The sequence below is a fragment of the Streptomyces sp. NPDC002838 genome (assembly GCF_040295365.1).
Classification (GTDB): Bacteria; Actinomycetota; Actinomycetes; order Streptomycetales; family Streptomycetaceae; genus Streptomyces.
The window spans coordinates 216,708-235,361 of the sequence record NZ_JBEOVF010000010.1 but is presented as its reverse complement, the minus strand read 5'-3'; the positions used below and the strand labels follow the sequence as shown (position 1 = coordinate 235,361).

Here is an 18,654-nt window from a genome sequence, read left to right as displayed (position 1 = left end):
GTTGATAGGCCGGATATGGAAGCACCGTAAGGTGTGGAGTTGACCGGTACTAATAGGCCGAGGGCTTGTCCTCAGTTGCTCGCGTCCACTGTGTTGGTTCTGAAACCACGAACAGCCCCACGTTGCCACGCGTGGTGCGGCGTTCACAGTTTCATAGTGTTTCGGTGGTTATAGCGTGAGGGAAACGCCCGGTTACATTCCGAACCCGGAAGCTAAGCCTTACAGCGCCGATGGTACTGCAGGGGGGACCCTGTGGGAGAGTAGGACGCCGCCGAACTCCTTTTACAGCTCTGGCTCTTGGGCACACAGCCCAAGAGCCAGAGCTTTTTTGCGTTGAGGTAGGGTCAGGAGGCATCGTTGGCACGTTTCCCACAGGAGGCTCCCGGGTGGAGGTCCAGGAGACCCGCGTCCAGACGGACCGGGTCCTCACCATCCCCAACGTCCTCAGCATGGCGCGGCTCGTCGGCGTGCCGCTCTTCCTGTGGCTCATCCTCCGGCCCGAGTTCGGCGGTCCCAAGAGTGATGGTTGGGCGCTGCTGGTACTGGCTCTGAGCGGGATCAGTGACTACCTGGACGGCAAGCTCGCTCGGCGTTGGAACCAGATCAGCAGCCTCGGCCGGCTTCTGGACCCCGCGGCCGACCGCCTCTACATTCTCTCGACTTTGGTCGGTCTCACCTGGCGCGAGATTCTGCCAATCTGGTTGACTGCTGTACTTTTGGCGCGAGAGCTGGTTCTGCTGGTGATGGTGGGCATCCTCAGACGTCACGGCTATCCGCCGCCGCAGGTGAACTTCCTGGGCAAGGCAGCGACGTTCAACCTGATGTATGCCTTCCCGTTGCTGCTGCTCAGTGACGGAAGTGGATGGATCTCGTCACTCGCTGCTATTTTCGGATGGGCGTTCGCCGGATGGGGTACAACGCTGTACTGGTGGGCAGGAGTTCTCTACGTGGTACAAGTTCGCCGCCTGGTTCGTGCGGACGCCATGACCGACTGAACCCCGCCGGTTGATGCAGCTGTAGCGGCGCGATGGCCCGCGGCGGAAAAGTGCGGGACAATCTGGACGGGTGAAGTCGGCTAACCGTCGTCTCTTAGAGGAGGACGCTTCCGACATGAAGGCCGTCGTGATGGCCGGAGGCGAAGGCACGCGCCTTCGCCCCATGACCTCGAGCATGCCCAAGCCGCTCCTGCCGGTGGCCAACCGGCCGATCATGGAGCACGTTCTGCGGCTGCTCAAAAGGCATGGGCTCAACGAGACCGTCGTTACTGTCCAGTTCCTGGCGTCACTGGTCAAGAACTACTTCGGTGACGGTGAAGAGCTCGGAATGGAGCTCACCTATGCCAATGAGGAGAAGCCACTCGGTACCGCCGGAAGCGTCAAGAACGCCGAGGAGGCGTTGAAGGACGATGCCTTCCTTGTCATCTCCGGTGATGCCCTGACCGACTTCGATCTCACCGAGCTCATCAATTTCCACAAGGAAAAGGGTGCGCTGGTCACCGTCTGTCTGACGCGTGTGCCCAATCCGTTGGAGTTCGGTATCACGATCGTCGACGAGGAGGGCAAGGTCGAGCGTTTCCTGGAGAAGCCGACCTGGGGCCAGGTTTTCTCGGACACCGTGAACACGGGTATCTACGTCATGGAGCCCGAGGTCTTCGACTATGTCGAACCCGATGTGCCCGTGGACTGGTCCGGCGATGTCTTTCCGCAGTTGATGAAGGAGGGCAAGCCGGTTTACGGCTATGTGGCGGAGGGTTACTGGGAGGACGTCGGGACACACGAAAGCTATGTGAAGGCGCAGGCCGACGTCCTGGAGGGCAAGGTCGACGTCGAGATCGACGGTTTCGAGATCTCGCCGGGCGTGTGGGTGGCCGAGGGCGCCGAGGTGCACCCTGATGCCGTTCTTCGTGGTCCTCTCTACATCGGGGACTACGCCAAGGTCGAGGCCGGCGCCGAAATCCGGGAGCACACGGTCGTCGGCTCGAATGTCGTCGTGAAGACCGGGGCCTTTCTGCACAAGGCCGTTGTGCACGACAACGTGTACGTCGGCCAGCACAGCAATCTCCGGGGCTGTGTCGTGGGAAAGAACACCGACATCATGCGTGCGGCCCGGATCGAGGACGGCGCCGTCATCGGGGACGAGTGCTTGATCGGCGAAGAGTCGATCGTGCAAGGCAACGTCCGGGTCTACCCGTTCAAGACCATCGAGGCGGGCGCGTTCGTCAACACGTCGGTCATCTGGGAATCAAGGGGCCAGGCGCATCTCTTCGGCGCCCGTGGCGTCTCCGGAATCCTGAACGTGGAGATCACGCCCGAACTCGCCGTGCGTCTCGCCGGCGCCTACGCGACGACTCTGAAGAAGGGATCGACCGTCACGACGGCCCGCGACCACTCCCGTGGTGCCCGTGCGCTGAAGCGGGCGGTCATCTCCGCGCTGCAGGCCAGCGCCATCGACGTACGCGACCTGGAGAACGTACCGCTGCCTGTGGCCCGGCAGCAGACCGGTCGGGGCAGCGCCGGCGGGATCATGATCCGGACGACGCCAGGTGTCCCGGATTCCGTGGACATCATGTTCTTCGACGGCAGGGGGGCCGACCTCTCGCAGGCGAGTCAGCGGAAGCTGGACCGGGTGTTCGCGCGCCAGGAGTACCGGCGGGCGTTCCCGGGCGAGATCGGGGATCTGCACTTTCCGGCCAGCGTCTTCGATTCGTACACCGGCTCGTTGCTGCGGAACGTCGATACGACGGGCATCGCCGAGTCGGGGCTCAAGGTCGTCGTCGATGCCTCGAACGGCAGCGCCGGGCTCGTGCTTCCCAGCCTGCTCGGCAAGCTCGGAGTGGACTCGCTCACCATCAATCCCGGTCTGAACGAGTCCCGGCCGACGGAGACGGCCGACATGCGTCGGTCGGGACTCGTGCGGCTCGGTGAGATCGTGGCGTCCTCGGGCGCCGCGTTCGGAGTGCGCTTCGACCCCGTCGGCGAGCGGCTGTCGTTGGTCGACGAGAAGGGCCGCATCATCGAGGACGACCGGGCGCTGCTCGTGATGCTCGACCTGGTCGCCGCGGAGCGGCGCAGCGGCCGGGTGGCTCTGCCGGTGACCACCACGAGGATCGCCGAGCAGGTGGCGGCGTATCACGGCACGCAGGTGGAGTGGACGACGACCTCTCCCGACGATCTGACCCGGGTCGGGCGCGACGACACCACCATCTTCGGCGGTGACGGCAAGGGCGGCTTCATCGTCCCCGAGTTCAGCAGTGTCTTCGACGGTGCGGCGGCCTTCGTACGGCTGATCGGGCTGGTGGCGCGGACCCAGTTGACGCTCAGCCAGATCGATGCGCGGATTCCGCGGGCGCACGTCCTCAAGCGTGATCTGGCGACTCCCTGGGCCGTCAAGGGCCTTGTGATGCGGCGGGTCGTGGAGGCGGCCGGAGACCGCTTCGTGGACACCACCGACGGCGTGCGGGTGGTGGAGACCGACGGGCGCTGGGTGATGGTGCTGCCCGACCCGGCCGAGGCCGTCACCCACCTGTGGGCGGAAGGGCCGGACGACGCCTCCGCGCAGGCTCTGCTCGACGAGTGGTCGGCGGTCGTGGACAGCGCCGGGCGCTGAATCACAGTACGCGCGCGTGCCGGACAAGTGTCCTCAAGGGGCCTGTCCGGCACGCTGCCGGGGCCATTCGGAGGTAGTGGGCGCGACGTGCGACGATGTGCGGCATGCCGCAGCAGCCCCCCGTTCGGAGCACCCCCACGCGCGCGTCGCGTCCGGACGCGTCCATGTCGCTGCTCACCAACGTCATGGATCACAGTCTCGACGACGGATACGCCGAAGCGGCCGCCCGGAAGAAGGCCAGTGGCGATGGCGGCATGCCCAAGACCCTCAGGGCGAAGCTCGGCCTCGCCGCCGGCCTGGTGCTCGCGGCTCTGGTGGTGACCGTCGGTGCGGCACAGGCGCGGGTCGCGGCGCCCGCCGTGGCCAAGGAGCGCGAGGAGCTGATCGACCGCATCGACCGGGAGACCGAGGGCGCGGACAAACTCGCGGACTCCGTCGACAAGCTGCGCGACGACGTGAGCGCACGCCAGCGCGAGGCCCTCAAGAAGACCGGTGCCAGTGACCGGACGGAGCTCTTGGGCCTTCTGGCGGGCGCGACCGAGGTGCGTGGTCCAGGCGTGAAACTGGTCGTGGACGATGCCAAGGAAACCACTTCGGAAGGTGGCGGCGACCCGCGTGAGACCTCCGGGTTCTCCGACACCGGGAGAGTGCGCGACCGCGACATGCAGCGTGTGGTCAACGGCCTGTGGGAGTCGGGCGCGGAGGCCGTCTCGATCAATGGACAGCGACTGACGACGCTGTCGGCGATCAGGGCCGCGGGTGACGCGATACTGGTCGACAACAAGCCGCTGGTTCCGCCGTATACGGTGCTTGCCGTGGGGGACGGCAATGGCTTGAGCACCCGGTTCCAGAACGGCGCGGACGGGCTGTATCTGCACGCCCTGCAGGAGAACTTCGGCATCCGGACCGCCATCTCCGCGGAGGACGACCTCCGGCTGCCCGCCGCACCGAGTGTGACCGTACGTACAGCACAGCCGAAAACCGAGAAGGGCACATCGTGATCGCCGTACTGGGCCTCGTCGTGGGAGTCGTGGCCGGCCTGTTGGTCCGGCCCGAGGTTCCGGCGGTCGTCGAGCCTTATCTGCCGATCGCCGTCGTGGCGGCACTCGACGCCGTCTTCGGAGGTCTGCGGGCCATGCTCGACGGCATCTTCGACGACAAGGTCTTCGTCGTGTCATTCCTGTCGAACGTGGTCGTGGCCGCACTGATCGTGTTCCTGGGCGACAAGCTGGGCGTGGGAGCCCAGCTGTCCACCGGTGTCGTCGTCGTCCTCGGGATCCGGATCTTCTCGAACGCCGCGGCGATCCGCCGGCACGTGTTCCGGGCGTGAGGCCGATGAGCAACCAGGACGAGACGCCCGACTACAGGCTGCGCAAGGAACTGCCCGAAGAGGTGCCCGCGGCGGCAATTCCTCCGGCCGAGAGCGCCTCCGAGGGGGAGCCGCAGCTGACCGGTCGGCAACGTCTGGTGCAGGGGTTGTGGCCGCCGCGTGTCACGCGTGCCCAACTCATCGTCGCCGTGCTGTTGTTCGGCCTGGGGTTCGGTCTTGCCGTCCAGGTGGCGTCGAACAGTGACAGCGACAGTGCCCTGCGCGGTGCGCGTCAGGAAGATCTTGTTCGCATCCTCGACGAACTGGACGACCGTACTCAGCGTCTTGAAGACGAGAAGCAGGGTCTCGAGAAGCAGCGGGACGAGCTGGAGAACAGCTCGGACCAGGCCGAGGAGGCCCGTAAGCAGACGGTCGAGAAGGAGAGGCAGCTCGGCATCCTCGCGGGCACGGTGGCCGCGCAGGGGCCCGGCATCACCATGACCATTGACGACACGAAGGGGACGGTCGAGGCGGACATGCTGCTCAACGCGGTCCAAGAGCTGCGCGCGGCGGGCGCGGAGGCGATCCAGGTGAACGGCCTACGGGTCGTCGCGGACACGTACCTGACCGACTCCGGCAAGGGCGTGAGCGTCGACGGGAACAAGATCAACGCCCCCTATCGTTTCAAGGTCATCGGCAAGCCGCAGGACCTCGAACCGGCGCTCAACATCCCTGGAGGCGCGGTGCAGACTCTTGAGAAGGAGCAGGCCACCGTGACCATCGAGCGGTCGGGCAAGATCGTTGTGGACGCCTTGCGAGCAGCGAAGCGGCCTGACTACGCTCGGTCGTCCTCCCAGTGAACCGGGGGTGCATGGGGGGCGTCCGGCCAGGGCATGAGGTTGCGGGGGGTCGGCGCACCGAATGGGTGGTGCGTGGTGGAAACTGTCAGGTGGATACGGACGTTGTGAGGATGTCCGGGTCGACCGGTGTGTTCAATCAGGGTTCGTCCTGCCCCACGGGCGGGTCTGTTTCGGTCAAGGGGAATCGCCCGTGAAGTTGTTTGCGAAGTTGTTCGGCAAGAGCGCGCGAGAGAGCAGCGACAACGCTACCGCTCGTCATCGCGCACAGCCTGACGCAGAGGGCCAGCGCCCGATGTTCCGGGACCAGGTCGGTGGTCCGGGCGCTGACATTGCCGGAGGTCAGGGCGCGCCGTCTGTTGACCCTGCCCAGTCCGGAGGCATAGGTTTCGGGCAACCGTCAACCTCAAGTACGGGTGGAGGGTTCTCCGCCGACCCGTACGCGTCCCATGCCCCTGGGGGGCAGCCGCGGCAGGAGGATCCGTCCATGTCGGCCCTGGTGTGTACGAGGTGCGGTAACCGCAACGGGGAGAACAGCCGCTTCTGCTCCAACTGCGGCGCGCCGCTGCGGGCCGGAGCCGCAGCCGAGCGTCCGTCCGAGACGACGTCCACGATCTCCATCTCCGGACTCGAGGCCTACGACGCCGAGGCCACGGGCCAGACGCCGATTCCCATGCTCTCTCCGGAGGCGCAGGCGGCCGTCGATGCCCTGCCGCTCGGTTCGGCGCTGCTGGTGGTGCGCCGCGGTCCGAACTCGGGCAGCCGCTTCCTGCTGGACGGCGACCTGACCACGGCCGGGCGTCATCCGCAGAGCGACATCTTCCTCGACGACGTGACGGTCTCCCGACGGCACGTGGAGTTCCGCCGCGGTCCGGACGGCTCGTTCACAGTGGCCGACGTGGGCAGTCTGAACGGCACGTATGTCAACCGTGAGCGGATCGACCAGGTCGCCCTGAACAACGGTGACGAGGTGCAGATCGGCAAGTACCGGCTGGTCTTCTACGCGAGCCAGCGGGGCTACTGACCCTCCCCCGGACTCGGTCCGGGGGGACCCCCAGGGAAGGTCCATGGTTCAAACACCGAGCGGCGGTGCCGGGCACGGCATCGCCGCCGCGGACAGTGGGCTGATGAGCATCGGCACGGTGCTGAACGTGCTGCGTGAGGAGTTCCCCGAAGTCACCATCTCCAAGATCCGTTTCCTGGAGTCGGAGGGGCTCATCGAGCCGCAGCGGACCCCCTCGGGGTATCGCAAGTTCAGCGCCGAGGACGTCGAGCGCCTCGGCCACGTCCTGAGGATGCAGCGGGACCACTATCTGCCGCTCAAGGTGATTCGTGAGCACCTGGACGCCATGGAGCGCGGCGAGGCCGTACAGCTGCCGGCACTGGGCCGTCAGCGGGACGGCGAGGCCGTTCCGGAGGCTGCCGAAGGGCCCACGGCGGTCCGGATCGGGCGGGACGAGCTGATGGCCGCCGCCGAGATCGGTGAGCAGGAGCTTCAGGAGTGGGAGTCGTACGGGCTCATCACCGCGCTGCCGGACGGGGCGTACGACGCGGAGGCGGCCACTGTGGCCTCGCTCGTCGCCGAGCTGGGGCGGTTCGGGATCGAGCCGCGGCACCTGCGGGTGATGAAGGCCGCGGCCGACCGCGAGGCGGGGCTGGTGGACCAGGTGGTGGCCCCGCTCAAGCGCCACCGCAACCCGCAGACCAGGGCGCATGCCGAGGCGCGTACGAAGGAACTGGCCGGGCTCACGGTGAAACTGCACGCCGCGCTGGTGCAGACCGCTCTCGGGGTGCGACTGCCCTGAGGGTGGGCGGGCGTACGGCGGCCTGATCGGCCACCCGTTTCCTGCTCGACTACCCAAACGTCCCGGGCACGGCCTAGGGTTGCTGTGTGAACGAGCTCGATGTCGTAGGTGTCCGGGTCGAAATGCCCTCCAACCAACCGATCGTGCTCCTGCGTGAAGTGGGAGGCGACCGCTACCTCCCCATCTGGATCGGGCCTGGGGAGGCCACGGCGATCGCTTTCGCCCAGCAGGGCATGGCTCCCGCCCGACCGCTGACCCACGACCTGTTCAAGGACGTGCTGGAGGCCGTCGGCCAGGAGCTCACCGAAGTGCGCATCACGGACCTGCGTGAGGGCGTCTTCTACGCGGAGCTGGTGTTCGCCAGCGGGGTCGAGGTGAGCGCCCGGCCGTCCGACGCCATAGCGCTGGCGCTGCGCACCGGGACGCCGATCTACGGCAGTGACGGTGTGCTCGACGACGCGGGCATCGCGATTCCGGACGAGCAGGAGGACGAGGTGGAGAAGTTCCGCGAGTTCCTCGACCAGATCTCCCCGGAGGACTTCGGCACCAGCAGTCAGTGATGGGCCCGGCGGGCGCACGGAGCGTGTCGGGCCTGTGCTCGTCCGGTGACGCCTCAATTGACGGCATTTGCCAGCGGCGCGTGAGAGCGTCTGCGGCCCCGTCTGAGCGCATTCGGCTAGCCTTTCCCCGCGGTGGGGCACGGGAAACCACTCTTAGGGTGATTATCACTCGGCGTGCCGAGTGTGGCGATCGTTGACGCACCCCTGGTGACTGCCTACCGTCGAGAAGGCAGGTCAAGGACGGAGGTCGGCGTGAGAAGCAGCGGCGACGGTACGGTTGGGGGTGCCCCCGGACGCAGTCTCGGGGAGAGCGGTCCGTACCCGCTTCATGGCAGCGCGGCCGATCACGCTCCGCAGCGACCGACGGCCGTGCCGAGCGGCGGAGGGGCGACGTCCATGGCGTCCGAGGAGATCGGCTACCGCGGTCCGACGGCCTGTGCGGCCGCCGGTATCACCTATCGGCAACTGGACTACTGGGCCCGCACCGGGCTCGTCGAACCGAGCGTACGGCCCGCCTACGGGTCCGGGACGCAGCGTCTGTACAGCTTCCGGGACGTCGTCGTCCTGAAGATCGTCAAGAGGTTCCTCGATACCGGTGTGTCGCTGCAGAACATCCGCACCGCCGTCCAGCACCTCAGAGAGCGTGGTTTCCGTGACCTGGAGCGCATGACGCTGATGAGCGACGGCGCCACGGTCTATGAGTGCAGCTCGCCCGACGAGGTCCACGCACTGCTCCAGGGCGGCCAGGGCATCTTCGGCATCGCCGTCGGTGTGGTGTGGCGGGACGTCGAAAGCGCTCTCTCGCAGCTGCACGGGGAGCGGGTCGACACCGGGGAAACCCTCGTCGGGCACAACCCCGCCGACGAGCTGGCGCGGCGGCGCAACCGAGCGGTCTGACAGCCGGGCGGCGAGGGCCGCGGGTCGCACTCCTCCCTCTTCGGGCGGGCCATTGTCAGTGGTGTAGGGCAGCATCGGATATGTGAGAAGCGCGCCTACGATCCTGCATCTCGACATGGATGCCTTCTTCGCCTCGGCGGAGCAGGCGTCCAAGCCGAGCCTGCGCGGGAAGGCCGTCATCGTGGGCGGGCTGGGGCCACGCGGGGTGGTGGCCACGGCTTCGTACGAGGCACGGGTTTTCGGAGTCCACTCGGCGATGCCGATGGCTCAGGCGCGCCGGCTCGCGCCGAACGCCGCGTATCTCGTACCGCGCTTCGCCTTCTACCGGACCATCAGCGACCAGGTGATGGGGCTGCTGCGGGCGCTGTCGCCGCTGGTGGAGCCGCTGAGCCTGGATGAGGCGTTCGTGGATCTGGAGGCCGGGGGAGCGGCCTGGGACGAGGAGTCGGCGCGGTTGGTGGGGGTGCGGCTGCGCGCCGACATACGGGCGGTCACCGGGCTCACCGGGTCGGTGGGGCTTGCCGCGTCCAAGATGCTCGCGAAGATCGCCTCGGAACAGGCCAAGCCCGACGGGCTGGTCGTGATCGAGCCGGGGACCGAGCGGGTGCTGCTCGGGCCCATGTCCGTGCGGACCCTGCCGGGGGTGGGGCCGGCGACGGGGGATCATCTGCGGCGGGCCGGGATCACCACGATCGAGGAGATCGTGGAGGCGGGTGAGGACGAGCTCGTACGGCTGCTCGGGAAGGCCCATGGGCACGGGCTGTACGCCATGGCGCTGGCGCGGGACGAGCGGGCTGTGGTGGCCGAGCGGGAGACGAAGTCGGTGTCCGTGGAGGACACGTACGACATCGACATCCACGACCGGGTCCGGGTGGGGCTGGAGGTGCAGCGGCTGGCCGACCGGTGCGTGCGGCGGCTGCGGGGTGCGGGGCTGTCCGGACGGACGATCGTGCTGAAGGTGCGGAGGTACGACTTCTCCACGCTGACCCGGTCCGAGACCTTGCGCGGGCCCACGGACGATCCGGCGGTGGTGCGGGAGGCTGCCGCCCGGTTGCTGGACTCCGTGGACACGACGGGTGGCGTACGGCTGCTGGGGGTGGGGGTCAGTGGGCTTGCCGACTACACGCAGGAGGATCTGTTCGCGCAGGCGGCGGGGGAGCGGGCGGATGCGCCGGTGGGGGAGACCGAGGATGCGCCTGCCGAGGAGCCGGAGGTGCCTGTCGAGCGGCGGTGGGCTGCCGGGCACGATGTGCGGCATGCCGAGTACGGGCATGGGTGGGTGCAGGGGAGTGGGCTCGGGCGGGTGACCGTGCGGTTCGAGACGCCGGAGTCGGAGCCGGGGCGGGTGCGGACGTTTCGTGTGGACGACCCTGATCTGGGGCCGGCGGAGCCGTTGCCGTTGGTGCGGGGGAGATCTGGGGAGGGTGGAGTTGTGGTGGACGGGGGTGGGGTGCGTGCGGGGTAGAGGGACCGGGGGTGGGTCGCGCAGCCCGGCGCTTGCGGGGTGCCGTCCGCGCCCACCCGTGCCGCCTCAGCGGCACGACTGCCCGCGGACTCACGGCGTGGGCCGGGCCGTGCGGATGGACGGCGTGGGCCGTGCGCGGACCCGACGCGCGTGGGCTGGGTGTGGAGGGGCGGGCGTGGACTAGGGCCCTTCTGATGGATCTCCGCAGCGTCGCGACGCCCGGCACGCACGCCGATCGCACGCACCGAACGCCGCTCCTTCTCCTGCGGAGATCCATCAGAAGGGCCCTAGTGGCGCGGGGCCGCGTGGGTTGGTTGCGGAGGGGCGGCGCTGGATGGGTACGGAGCGGAGGGACGACGGGAAGGACGGGCGTCGGCCGTGTCGGCTGGTGGCGGTGGACGGGCGACCGCCGTGCGGGCCGGCGGCATCGGCTGGGCGCGGCGCGCTGAGTTCGGCTGGGCGTGGATGGTCGGGATGGGGCAGGCACGGATGGACGACGGGGACGCGGACTGGAGATGTCACTGGGTGCGCTGCGCGGGTCGGGTGGCGTAGTTGGCTGGACCAGCAGCGCGGTGTGGGCTGCGTGGCAGTGGCTGGGCGACGGCGCGGGACTGGCTGAGGGGGGAAGGGGCTCGGCGGAGGCGCAGAGGGTGGCTGAGGGGGAGGGGTGGTCCAGCAGATCCAGCAGTGTGGGTGCGGCTGTGCCGGGTGCGCGGATATGGCTGGGATGACGTTGCTGAGCCGGGACGGCCGGAGGTGGAAGTGGGTGCCCGCGGTCCCCGGGGTGGTCGGGCGTCACGGCTCGTCCGGGCCTGCCAGTTTGCCGAAGTCATGGTCCTGGAGTGAGGGGGGAGCGGCCACGTCGAGGCCGTAGTGGTGGTAGAGCTGGAGTTCCTGCTCCGGGGAGAGATGGCGGCCCACGCCGAAGTCGGGGGCGTCCTTGATCAGGGCGCGGTCGAAGGGGACGTGCAGGGTGCCCTCTCTCAGCTCGCTGGGCTCCAAGGGGACGAAGGCGTCCCTGCTGAACAGGCCGGTGCGTATGGCCGCCCACTCGGGTACGCCCGTCGCGTCGTCGAGGTAGACCTCGTCGATCGTGCCGATCTTGGTGCCATTGCGGTCGAACACCTTGCGGCCTATCAGGTTGCGCGGATCGATGTCGGTCTGCACGGGCCCTCCACTCGGTCGCAACTCATCCGTAAGCACTACGAAAGAGCACATTGGGGACCGCGGCCACTCGAGGATCAGGCGTTGACCTCGCTGGTACGCTGGCAAGCGGCTGCTGACCCTGTGCGGGAGAGTCCTCCAGACATCATCGGAGGCGCCGAAGGAGCAAATCCTCCCCGGAATCTCTCAGGCCCACGTACCGCACGGACGAGGTCACTCTGGAAAGCAGAGCGGGTGTCGACGGCTTCCGCTCTCACCGACGGTGCAAGCCGGGAGCCCTCGGGCCCCCGGTGAAGCTCTCAGGTTGAGATGACAGAGGGGGAGGCCGTCCGGGTACCCGTGCCGTGGTGCCCCTCGAAGGTCGTCAGACCAGGAGGCCTCCGCAATGACCGCCCACCGCATTCCGCTCTCCGAGCTCGAGCAGGGAATCCCCTTCGAACAGCGCCACATAGGGCCTGACCAGGAAGCGCGGGCGAAGATGCTCGCCCAGGTCGGTTACGCCTCGCTCGACGAGCTCACCGCCGCCGCGGTGCCGGACGTGATCAAGAACGCCGATGCCCTGGACCTGCCGGGGGCGCGCACCGAGGCCGAGGTGCTGGCCGAGCTGCGCTCGCTGGCCGATCGGAACCAGGTCCTCGATCCCATGATCGGGCTCGGGTACTACGGGACCTTCACCCCGCCCGTCATCCTGCGCAACGTGATGGAGAATCCGGCCTGGTACACGGCCTACACGCCGTACCAGCCCGAGATCTCGCAGGGTCGGCTCGAAGCGCTGTTGAACTTCCAGACGATGGTCGCCGATCTCACCGGGCTGCCGACCTCCGGTGCCTCGCTGCTCGACGAGGGCACCGCGGCCGCCGAGGCTCTGGCGCTGTCCCGGCGCATGGGCAAGAACAAGAAGGGCCTCTTCCTGGTCGACGCGGACACACTGCCGCAGACCATCGCCGTGATCGAGACCCGCGCCGAGCCGACCGGCGTGGAGGTCGTCGTCGCCGACCTCAGCGACGGCATTCCGGCCGAGATCGCCGGGCGTGAGATCAACGGCGTCCTGCTCCAGTACCCGGGCGCCTCCGGTGCCGTACGCGACATCAAGCCCGTCATCGAACAGGCCCATGAGCTCGGTGCCCTCGTCACCGTCGCCGCCGATCTGCTCGCGCTCACGCTGCTGAAGTCCCCGGGTGAGCTCGGTGCCGACATCGCGGTCGGGACGACCCAGCGGTTCGGCGTGCCGATGGGATTCGGCGGGCCGCACGCCGGATACATGGCCGTGCGGGAGAAGTTCGCGCGCAGCCTGCCCGGGCGGCTCGTGGGCGTGTCCGTGGACGCCGACGGGCACAAGGCGTACCGGCTCGCCCTCCAGACGCGTGAGCAGCACATCCGCCGGGAGAAGGCGACCAGCAACATCTGCACCGCGCAGGTGCTGCTCGCCGTGATGGCCGGCATGTACGCCGTCTACCACGGTCCCGAGGGCCTGAAGACCATCGCGCGGCGCACCCACCGGTACGCCACGATCCTCGCGGCGGGGCTGACGGCCGGCGGGGTCGAGGTCGTGCACGGTGCCTACTTCGACACGCTGACCGTCCGCGTGCCCGCAAAGGCCGCCCAGATCGTCGCCGCTGCGCGCGAGAACGGCGTCAACGTGCGCCTCGTGGACGCCGATCACGTGTCCCTCGCCTGCGACGAGACCACCACGCGGGCCCAGCTGGGCGCCGTATGGACCGCGTTCGGGGTCGAAGGTGACGTCGAGGCGCTCGACGCGGTGACGGAGGAGGCTCTTTCGGGTGCGCTGCTGCGCGCCGACGAGTACCTCGCGCACCCCGTGTTCCACCAGCACCGCTCCGAGACCGCGATGCTGCGCTACCTGCGTCGCCTCGCCGACCGCGACTACGCGCTCGACCGCGGCATGATCCCGCTGGGCTCCTGCACCATGAAGCTCAACGCGACCACGGAGATGGAGCCGGTCACCTGGCCCGAGTTCGGGCAGCTGCACCCCTTCGCGCCCGCCGAGCAGGCGCAGGGCTATCTCACGCTCATCTGCGAGCTGGAGGAACGTCTCGCCGAGGTCACCGGATACGACAAGGTCTCGCTGCAGCCCAACGCCGGGTCGCAGGGTGAACTGGCCGGGCTGCTCGCCGTACGCGGATATCACCGTGCCAACGGGGACGAGCAGCGGACGGTGTGTCTGATTCCGTCCTCCGCGCACGGCACCAACGCCGCCAGCGCCGTGATGGCGGGCATGAAGGTCGTCGTCGTGAAGACCGCCGAGGACGGCGAGATCGACGTCGAGGACCTGCGGGCCAAGATCGAGCAGTACCGCGACGAGCTGTCGGTGCTGATGATCACGTATCCCTCGACGCACGGGGTGTTCGAGGAGCACGTCGCCGACATCTGTGCCCAGGTGCACGAGGCGGGCGGGCAGGTCTACGTCGACGGCGCCAACCTCAACGCCCTGGTGGGTCTGGCCAAGCCGGGGCACTTCGGCGGTGACGTCTCGCACCTGAACCTGCACAAGACCTTCTGCATCCCGCACGGCGGCGGCGGTCCGGGCGTCGGCCCGGTCGGGGTGCGCGCGCACCTGGCGCCGTACCTGCCGAACCACCCGCTGCAGCCCGCGGCCGGTCCGGAGACGGGGGTCGGTCCGATCTCGGCCGCGCCGTGGGGTTCCGCCGGGATCCTGCCGATCTCGTGGGCGTACGTCCGGCTCATGGGCGGCGAGGGGCTCAAGCGGGCCACACAGGTGGCGGTGCTCAGTGCGAATTACATCGCCAAGCGGCTGGAGCCGCACTACCCGGTCCTCTACACCGGTCCGGGCGGGCTGGTCGCGCACGAGTGCATCATCGACCTGCGGCCGCTGACCAAGGCGACCGGCGTGAGCGTCGACGACGTCGCCAAGCGGCTCATCGACCACGGGTTCCACGCGCCGACCATGTCCTTCCCGGTGGCCGGCACGCTGATGATCGAGCCGACCGAGTCCGAGGATCTGACCGAACTCGACCGGTTCTGCGAGGCGATGATCGCCATCCGCGCGGAGATCGAGAAGGTCGGCTCGGGCGAGTGGCCCGCCGACGACAACCCGCTGCGGAACGCCCCGCACACCGCCGCCGCGCTGGGCGGGGAGTGGGAGCACGCGTACCCGCGCGAGGAGGCCGTCTTCCCGGCCGGTGTCTCCGCAGCGGACAAGTACTGGCCGCCGGTGCGCCGGATCGACCAGGCCTTCGGTGACCGGAACCTGGTCTGCTCCTGCCCGCCGCTGGACGCGTACGAGGACTGACAGACGACTCCGGCCGTCAGGTGGTCGCCAGTGCGACCTCGGTCGACTTGATCAGGGCGACCACCGGGACGCCCGTCGAGAGGCCGAGGTCGGTGACCGCGTCGTTGGTGATCGCGGCGGTCAGTTCGGCGTCGTCGATGCCGATCCTGACGGCGGCCATGGCACCGCCGGTGGCGATGCCGGTGACCGTGCCCGGGAGTTGGTTGCGGATCGACAGGCCCTCGACCGGGGCGGTGGCGAGGGAGACCTCCGTCGACTTCACCAGGGCGCGTACGACCGACCCCGTGCCGAGGCCGAGGTCCTCGGCGGCCTCCCGGGTGATCGCCGCGGTGAGGTCCTGGCCGCCGGTCAGGCGGACCTTGACCGTTGCCATGACCTCGCCCGGGGTGATGGCGGTGACGGTGCCGGGGAGCTGGTTGCGGATGCTCAGGCTCATGCGGAGGCCTCGCTGAGGGTGGGGGTGTCCGGGGCCCCCACCGTAGCCGCCGTCGGGTCTTATGCCGGGTATGCGTGTGTCTGCGTCGCCTTGACCGCCGCCCAGACCGGTGCGCCCGGGTGCAGGTCGAGTTCGGCCGCGGCGACCGTGGTGAGGTCGGCGGCGAGGGGGAGTTCGCCGGTGAGGTCCGCGCGGATCTGGTCGCCGTGGGTCTCCAGCCCGGCCACCTCGCAGCGCCACAGGTTGCGGGCGCTGGAGCCGGTCGGCCTGTCGCGGTAGAGAGTCACGGCCCCCGGGGGGAACGCGACGAAGACCGGGCCGGCGAGGTCCTCCGTGGTGGTGATGGCGGGGCCGGCGTCGAGCCGCACGGTGTGGCCGTCGGCCTGCCCCTTGTAGAGGTTCAGGCCGACCAGTTGCGCGATGTAGTCCGTGCGCGGATGGCGGGCGATGTCGGCGGGTGTGCCCTCCTGGACGACCCGGCCGTGTTCGACGACCACCAGCCGGTCGGCCAGCACCATGGCGTCCAGCGGGTCGTGCGTGACCAGGACGGCGACGGCCTCGAACTCGGCCAGGTGGCGGCGGAGTTGCGCCCGTACCTCCAGGCGGGTGCGGGCGTCCAGGGCGGCGAGCGGTTCGTCGAGGAGGAGCAGGCGGGGGCGGGTGGCCAGGGCGCGGGCGAGGGCTACGCGCTGGGCCTGGCCGCCGGAGAGCCCGCGGGGCTTGGCTCCGGCGTGCTCGGCGAGGCCCATGCGGTCCAGCCACTCGGCGGCCTGGGCTCGGGCCTCGGACTTGGTGGCGCCCTGGCAGCGTGGGCCGAAGGCCACGTTGTCGAGGGCGGTGAGGTGGGGGAAGAGCAGGTAGTCCTGGAAGACGACGCCCACCGGGCGGGACTCGGGCGGTGTACGGTCCAGGGCGGCGCCGTCCAGTCGCAGGTGACCGCCTGTGAGTGGCGCGAGGCCGGCGAGGGCGCGTAGGGCCGTGGTCTTGCCGGCGCCGTTCGGGCCGAGCAGGGCTACGACGTCGCCGGGGGCGGCGGTCAGCGTGACGTTGAGGCGGAAGGTGCCGCGGTCGACGACGAGGTGGGCGTCGAGGCCTTCGCGGGTGCCTTCGGCGGGGGCGTCGGCTGTGGTGTCGTCGAGGTCGGTCATGGGGTGCGGGTCCTGGAGCGGGGTTGGTTGTGGGGAGCGGTGGGCTGGGGGTGGGGAGGCGCCTCGTGCGTTCGTTGCGTGGAGGGTGTTGGCGCCGGGGGGCTCGGTGGGCGGGGTTCATTCGTGAGCGGGGTGCGTGCGGGCCGGGGGTGGGGAGCGCGGCCCGGCGCCGGCGGGGTGCCGCCTTTCTTTGGGACGGGTGCCGCCCCAGGCGGCACGACTGACCGCAGAGTGGCGGGGTAGCTGGGCGGCAGGGCCGCCCGCAGCCTGACGGCGTGGCTGGACGGCACGGTTGCCCGCAGCCTGGCGGGGTGGTCGGGCGCGCGTGGGTGTCGGCGGCTTGACGTGTCGGTTGCGTGCGAGGGCGTACGGCTGACCGTCATGACGTCGTCATCCAACGGTCCCGCAGTCCCGCCAGGACCGCGATCGACACGGCGAGCAGCACCAGGCTGAGGGCGATCGCGGCCGCCGGGTCGTTCTGCAGGGCCAGGTAGACCGCGAGCGGCATGGTCTGCGTACGGCCGGGGAAGTTGCCCGCGAAGGTGATCGTCGCCCCGAACTCGCCCAGTGCCCGCGCCCAGGCCAGCACCGAGCCGGCCGCGATACCCGGCGCGATCAGCGGCAGCGTGACGCGGCGGAACGCGGTGAAGCGGGAGGCGCCCAGCGTGGTCGCCGCCTCCTCGTAGCGCGGGTCGGCGGCGCGCAGGGTGCCCTCCACGCTGATGACGAGGAACGGCATCGCCACGAAGGTCTCCGCCAGGACCACGCCCGTCGTGGTGAAGGGGAGCGTGATCCCGAACCAGGAGTCCAGCCACTGTCCGACGACGCCGTTGCGGCCGAGCGCGAGCAGCAGGGCGACGCCACCGACTACGGGGGGCAGGACGAGGGGCAGGGTCACCAGGGCGCGGACCAGACCGCGGCCGGGGAAGTCGGTGCGCGCCAGCAGCCAGGCCAGCGGGACGCCGATGACCAGGCTCAGCGCGGTCGCCGCCGTGGCGCACACCAGGGACAGGCGCAGAGCTTCCCAGACCTCGGCGCTGGTCAGCTGTTCGGGGAGGCTGCGCCAGGGTGCCCGTACGAGCAGGGCGATCAGCGGCAGGAGGAGGAACGCCAGGCCGGCGAGGGCGGGGATCAGGAGGGGCAGGGGCACCCCTCGGCCGCCGCCCGCCCGGACACGCCGACGCGGCCCACCCTCCAGGGCGACGGTGTCGGTCTTGCCGGACCCGGTCACGGCTTGAGGAACCCCGCTTCGGTCAGGACCTTCTGGCCCTCGGCGGACTTCACCAGCTCGATGAAGGCCTTCGCCGTGGTGGGGTTGGGGGCGTTGTGGAGGAGGGCGATCGGGTAGTCGTTGATGGCCTTGGCCGATTCGGGGAAGTCCACGCCCTCGACCTTGTCACCCGCCGCCTTCACGTCGGTCTTGTAGACGACGGCGGCGTCGGCTTCCTTCAGCTCGACCTTCGTCAGGGCGCTCTTGACGTCCTGCTCGTACGAGACCGGCGTGAGCTCGAGGCCACTGGCCTTCAGGGCCGTCTCGGCGGCGGAGCCGCACGGCACCGTCCTGTCGCACAGGACGACCTTCAGGCCCGACTTGGTGAGGTCCTTGAGCGAGGAGACCTTGTCCGGGTTGCCGGGCAGGGTGGCGATCTCCAGCTGGTTGCGGACGAAGGTGGCCGGCGTGCCGACCGCGTCCTTTCTGTCCGTCACGTTCGCCATCGTCTTGGTGCTGGCCGCGGCGAAGACGTCGGCCGGAGCGCCGCCGGTGATGCTCGCGGCGAGCGTGTCGCTGCCGCCGAAGTTGAAGGTCACCGTCGTGCCCGGGTGCTCCTTCTCGAACTCATTGCCCAGGGTCGTGAAGCTCTCCTGGAGCGAGGCGGCGGCGAAGACGGTCACCGTGCCGGAGAGCTTCGCCGAGGAGCCGGAGGCGGCGGCGTCGGATCCCGCGTCGGAAGAATCGGTCGAGGAGGAGCAGGCGCTCAGGGCCAGCAGCGCGGCGGCTCCCGCACCGGCCGCCCGCAGGGTCCGGCGGGTCCGGTGCGCGGAACGGGTCGTCACGGGTCCACTCCCTTGGTCGGCGGGGGAGGAGGCCGTCGGACCCCTCCGGTGCACCGATCATACTTCCGCATGTGCGAGGCC

The 18,654-nt window shown here is 69.3% G+C and carries 16 protein-coding genes, 1 rRNA gene and 1 riboswitch; of the genes, 12 read left to right on the top strand and 5 right to left on the bottom strand.

The genetic code is table 11. The annotated features are described in order from the left end of the window. The first annotated feature begins 160 nt into the window (after positions 1-160). The 11 genes from rrf to ABT063_RS16565 all read left to right on the top strand — a co-directional run bounded on the left by rrf (position 161) and on the right by ABT063_RS16565 (position 10,499). A 5S ribosomal RNA gene (gene rrf / locus ABT063_RS16615) occupies positions 161-277 on the top strand. Between the two features lie 109 nt (positions 278-386). After that, positions 387-995: a cardiolipin synthase ClsA gene (gene clsA, locus ABT063_RS16610; protein WP_351058055.1), complete on the top strand. Its 609-nt coding sequence runs from the start codon at positions 387-389 to the stop codon at positions 993-995. 115 nt (positions 996-1,110) lie between these two features. Continuing rightward, a complete protein-coding gene (locus ABT063_RS16605) occupies positions 1,111-3,606 on the top strand; it encodes a sugar phosphate nucleotidyltransferase (protein ID WP_351058054.1) in 2,496 nt (831 codons plus the stop codon). Positions 3,607-3,701: 95 nt separating this feature from the next. Beyond that, entirely contained in the window at positions 3,702-4,607 is a 906-nt protein-coding gene (locus tag ABT063_RS16600; RefSeq protein ID WP_351058053.1) for a DUF881 domain-containing protein, read from the top strand. Then, the gene (locus ABT063_RS16595; RefSeq protein ID WP_003988855.1) at positions 4,604-4,936 is read left to right on the top strand and encodes a small basic family protein; all 333 of its coding nucleotides are present in this window, start codon (positions 4,604-4,606) and stop codon (positions 4,934-4,936) included. The genes ABT063_RS16600 and ABT063_RS16595 overlap by 4 nt, the downstream gene beginning before the upstream one ends. Before the next feature lie 5 nt (positions 4,937-4,941). Next, the gene (locus ABT063_RS16590) at positions 4,942-5,775 is read left to right on the top strand and encodes a DUF881 domain-containing protein (RefSeq protein ID WP_351058052.1); all 834 of its coding nucleotides are present in this window, start codon (positions 4,942-4,944) and stop codon (positions 5,773-5,775) included. A 61-nt stretch (positions 5,776-5,836) separates the two neighbouring features. After that, positions 5,837-6,796, top strand: coding sequence for a zinc-ribbon and FHA domain-containing protein (locus ABT063_RS16585; RefSeq protein WP_351058051.1), 960 nt, complete (start codon positions 5,837-5,839; stop codon positions 6,794-6,796). Positions 6,797-6,839: 43 nt separating this feature from the next. Next, positions 6,840-7,577: a transcriptional regulator FtsR gene (gene ftsR / locus ABT063_RS16580; protein WP_351058050.1), complete on the top strand. Its 738-nt coding sequence runs from the start codon at positions 6,840-6,842 to the stop codon at positions 7,575-7,577. Between the two features lie 86 nt (positions 7,578-7,663). Then, positions 7,664-8,137 carry a bifunctional nuclease family protein gene (locus ABT063_RS16575; protein ID WP_004002801.1) on the top strand — a complete coding sequence of 158 codons (474 nt, stop codon included), beginning with the start codon at positions 7,664-7,666 and terminating at the stop codon, positions 8,135-8,137. A gap of 252 nt (positions 8,138-8,389) precedes the next feature. Beyond that, complete coding sequence (locus tag ABT063_RS16570; RefSeq protein ID WP_351058049.1) at positions 8,390-9,034, top strand: MerR family transcriptional regulator; 645 nt, start codon at positions 8,390-8,392, stop codon at positions 9,032-9,034. Positions 9,035-9,116: 82 nt separating this feature from the next. Then, on the top strand, positions 9,117-10,499 hold the full coding sequence (locus ABT063_RS16565) for a DNA polymerase IV (protein WP_351058048.1): 1,383 nt from the start codon (positions 9,117-9,119) through the stop codon (positions 10,497-10,499). Positions 10,500-11,294: 795 nt separating this feature from the next. Here the strand turns inward: ABT063_RS16565 and ABT063_RS16560 are convergent. Next, positions 11,295-11,666: a PRC-barrel domain-containing protein gene (locus ABT063_RS16560; protein WP_351058047.1), complete on the bottom strand. Its 372-nt coding sequence runs from the start codon at positions 11,664-11,666 to the stop codon at positions 11,295-11,297. A 113-nt stretch (positions 11,667-11,779) separates the two neighbouring features. After that, positions 11,780-11,875: riboswitch (glycine riboswitch) on the top strand. A 173-nt stretch (positions 11,876-12,048) separates the two neighbouring features. Between ABT063_RS16560 and gcvP the strand changes: the two genes are divergently transcribed. Beyond that, the gene (gene gcvP / locus ABT063_RS16555; protein WP_351058046.1) at positions 12,049-14,934 is read left to right on the top strand and encodes an aminomethyl-transferring glycine dehydrogenase; all 2,886 of its coding nucleotides are present in this window, start codon (positions 12,049-12,051) and stop codon (positions 14,932-14,934) included. Positions 14,935-14,950: 16 nt separating this feature from the next. Here gcvP and ABT063_RS16550 read toward each other — a convergent pair whose 3' ends face one another. The 4 genes from ABT063_RS16550 to modA all read right to left on the bottom strand — a co-directional run bounded on the left by ABT063_RS16550 (position 14,951) and on the right by modA (position 18,573). Beyond that, on the bottom strand, positions 14,951-15,370 hold the full coding sequence (locus tag ABT063_RS16550) for a TOBE domain-containing protein (RefSeq protein WP_351058045.1): 420 nt from the start codon (positions 15,368-15,370) through the stop codon (positions 14,951-14,953). A 59-nt stretch (positions 15,371-15,429) separates the two neighbouring features. Further along, positions 15,430-16,518, bottom strand: a complete 1,089-nt coding sequence (locus ABT063_RS16545) for an ABC transporter ATP-binding protein (RefSeq protein WP_351058044.1) — start codon at positions 16,516-16,518, stop codon at positions 15,430-15,432. 379 nt (positions 16,519-16,897) lie between these two features. Continuing rightward, positions 16,898-17,749, bottom strand: a complete 852-nt coding sequence (gene modB, locus ABT063_RS16540) for a molybdate ABC transporter permease subunit (RefSeq protein ID WP_502990825.1) — start codon at positions 17,747-17,749, stop codon at positions 16,898-16,900. Then, on the bottom strand, positions 17,746-18,573 hold the full coding sequence (modA, locus tag ABT063_RS16535) for a molybdate ABC transporter substrate-binding protein (RefSeq protein ID WP_351058043.1): 828 nt from the start codon (positions 18,571-18,573) through the stop codon (positions 17,746-17,748). The genes modB and modA overlap by 4 nt, the downstream gene beginning before the upstream one ends. Positions 18,574-18,654: the final 81 nt, after the last annotated feature.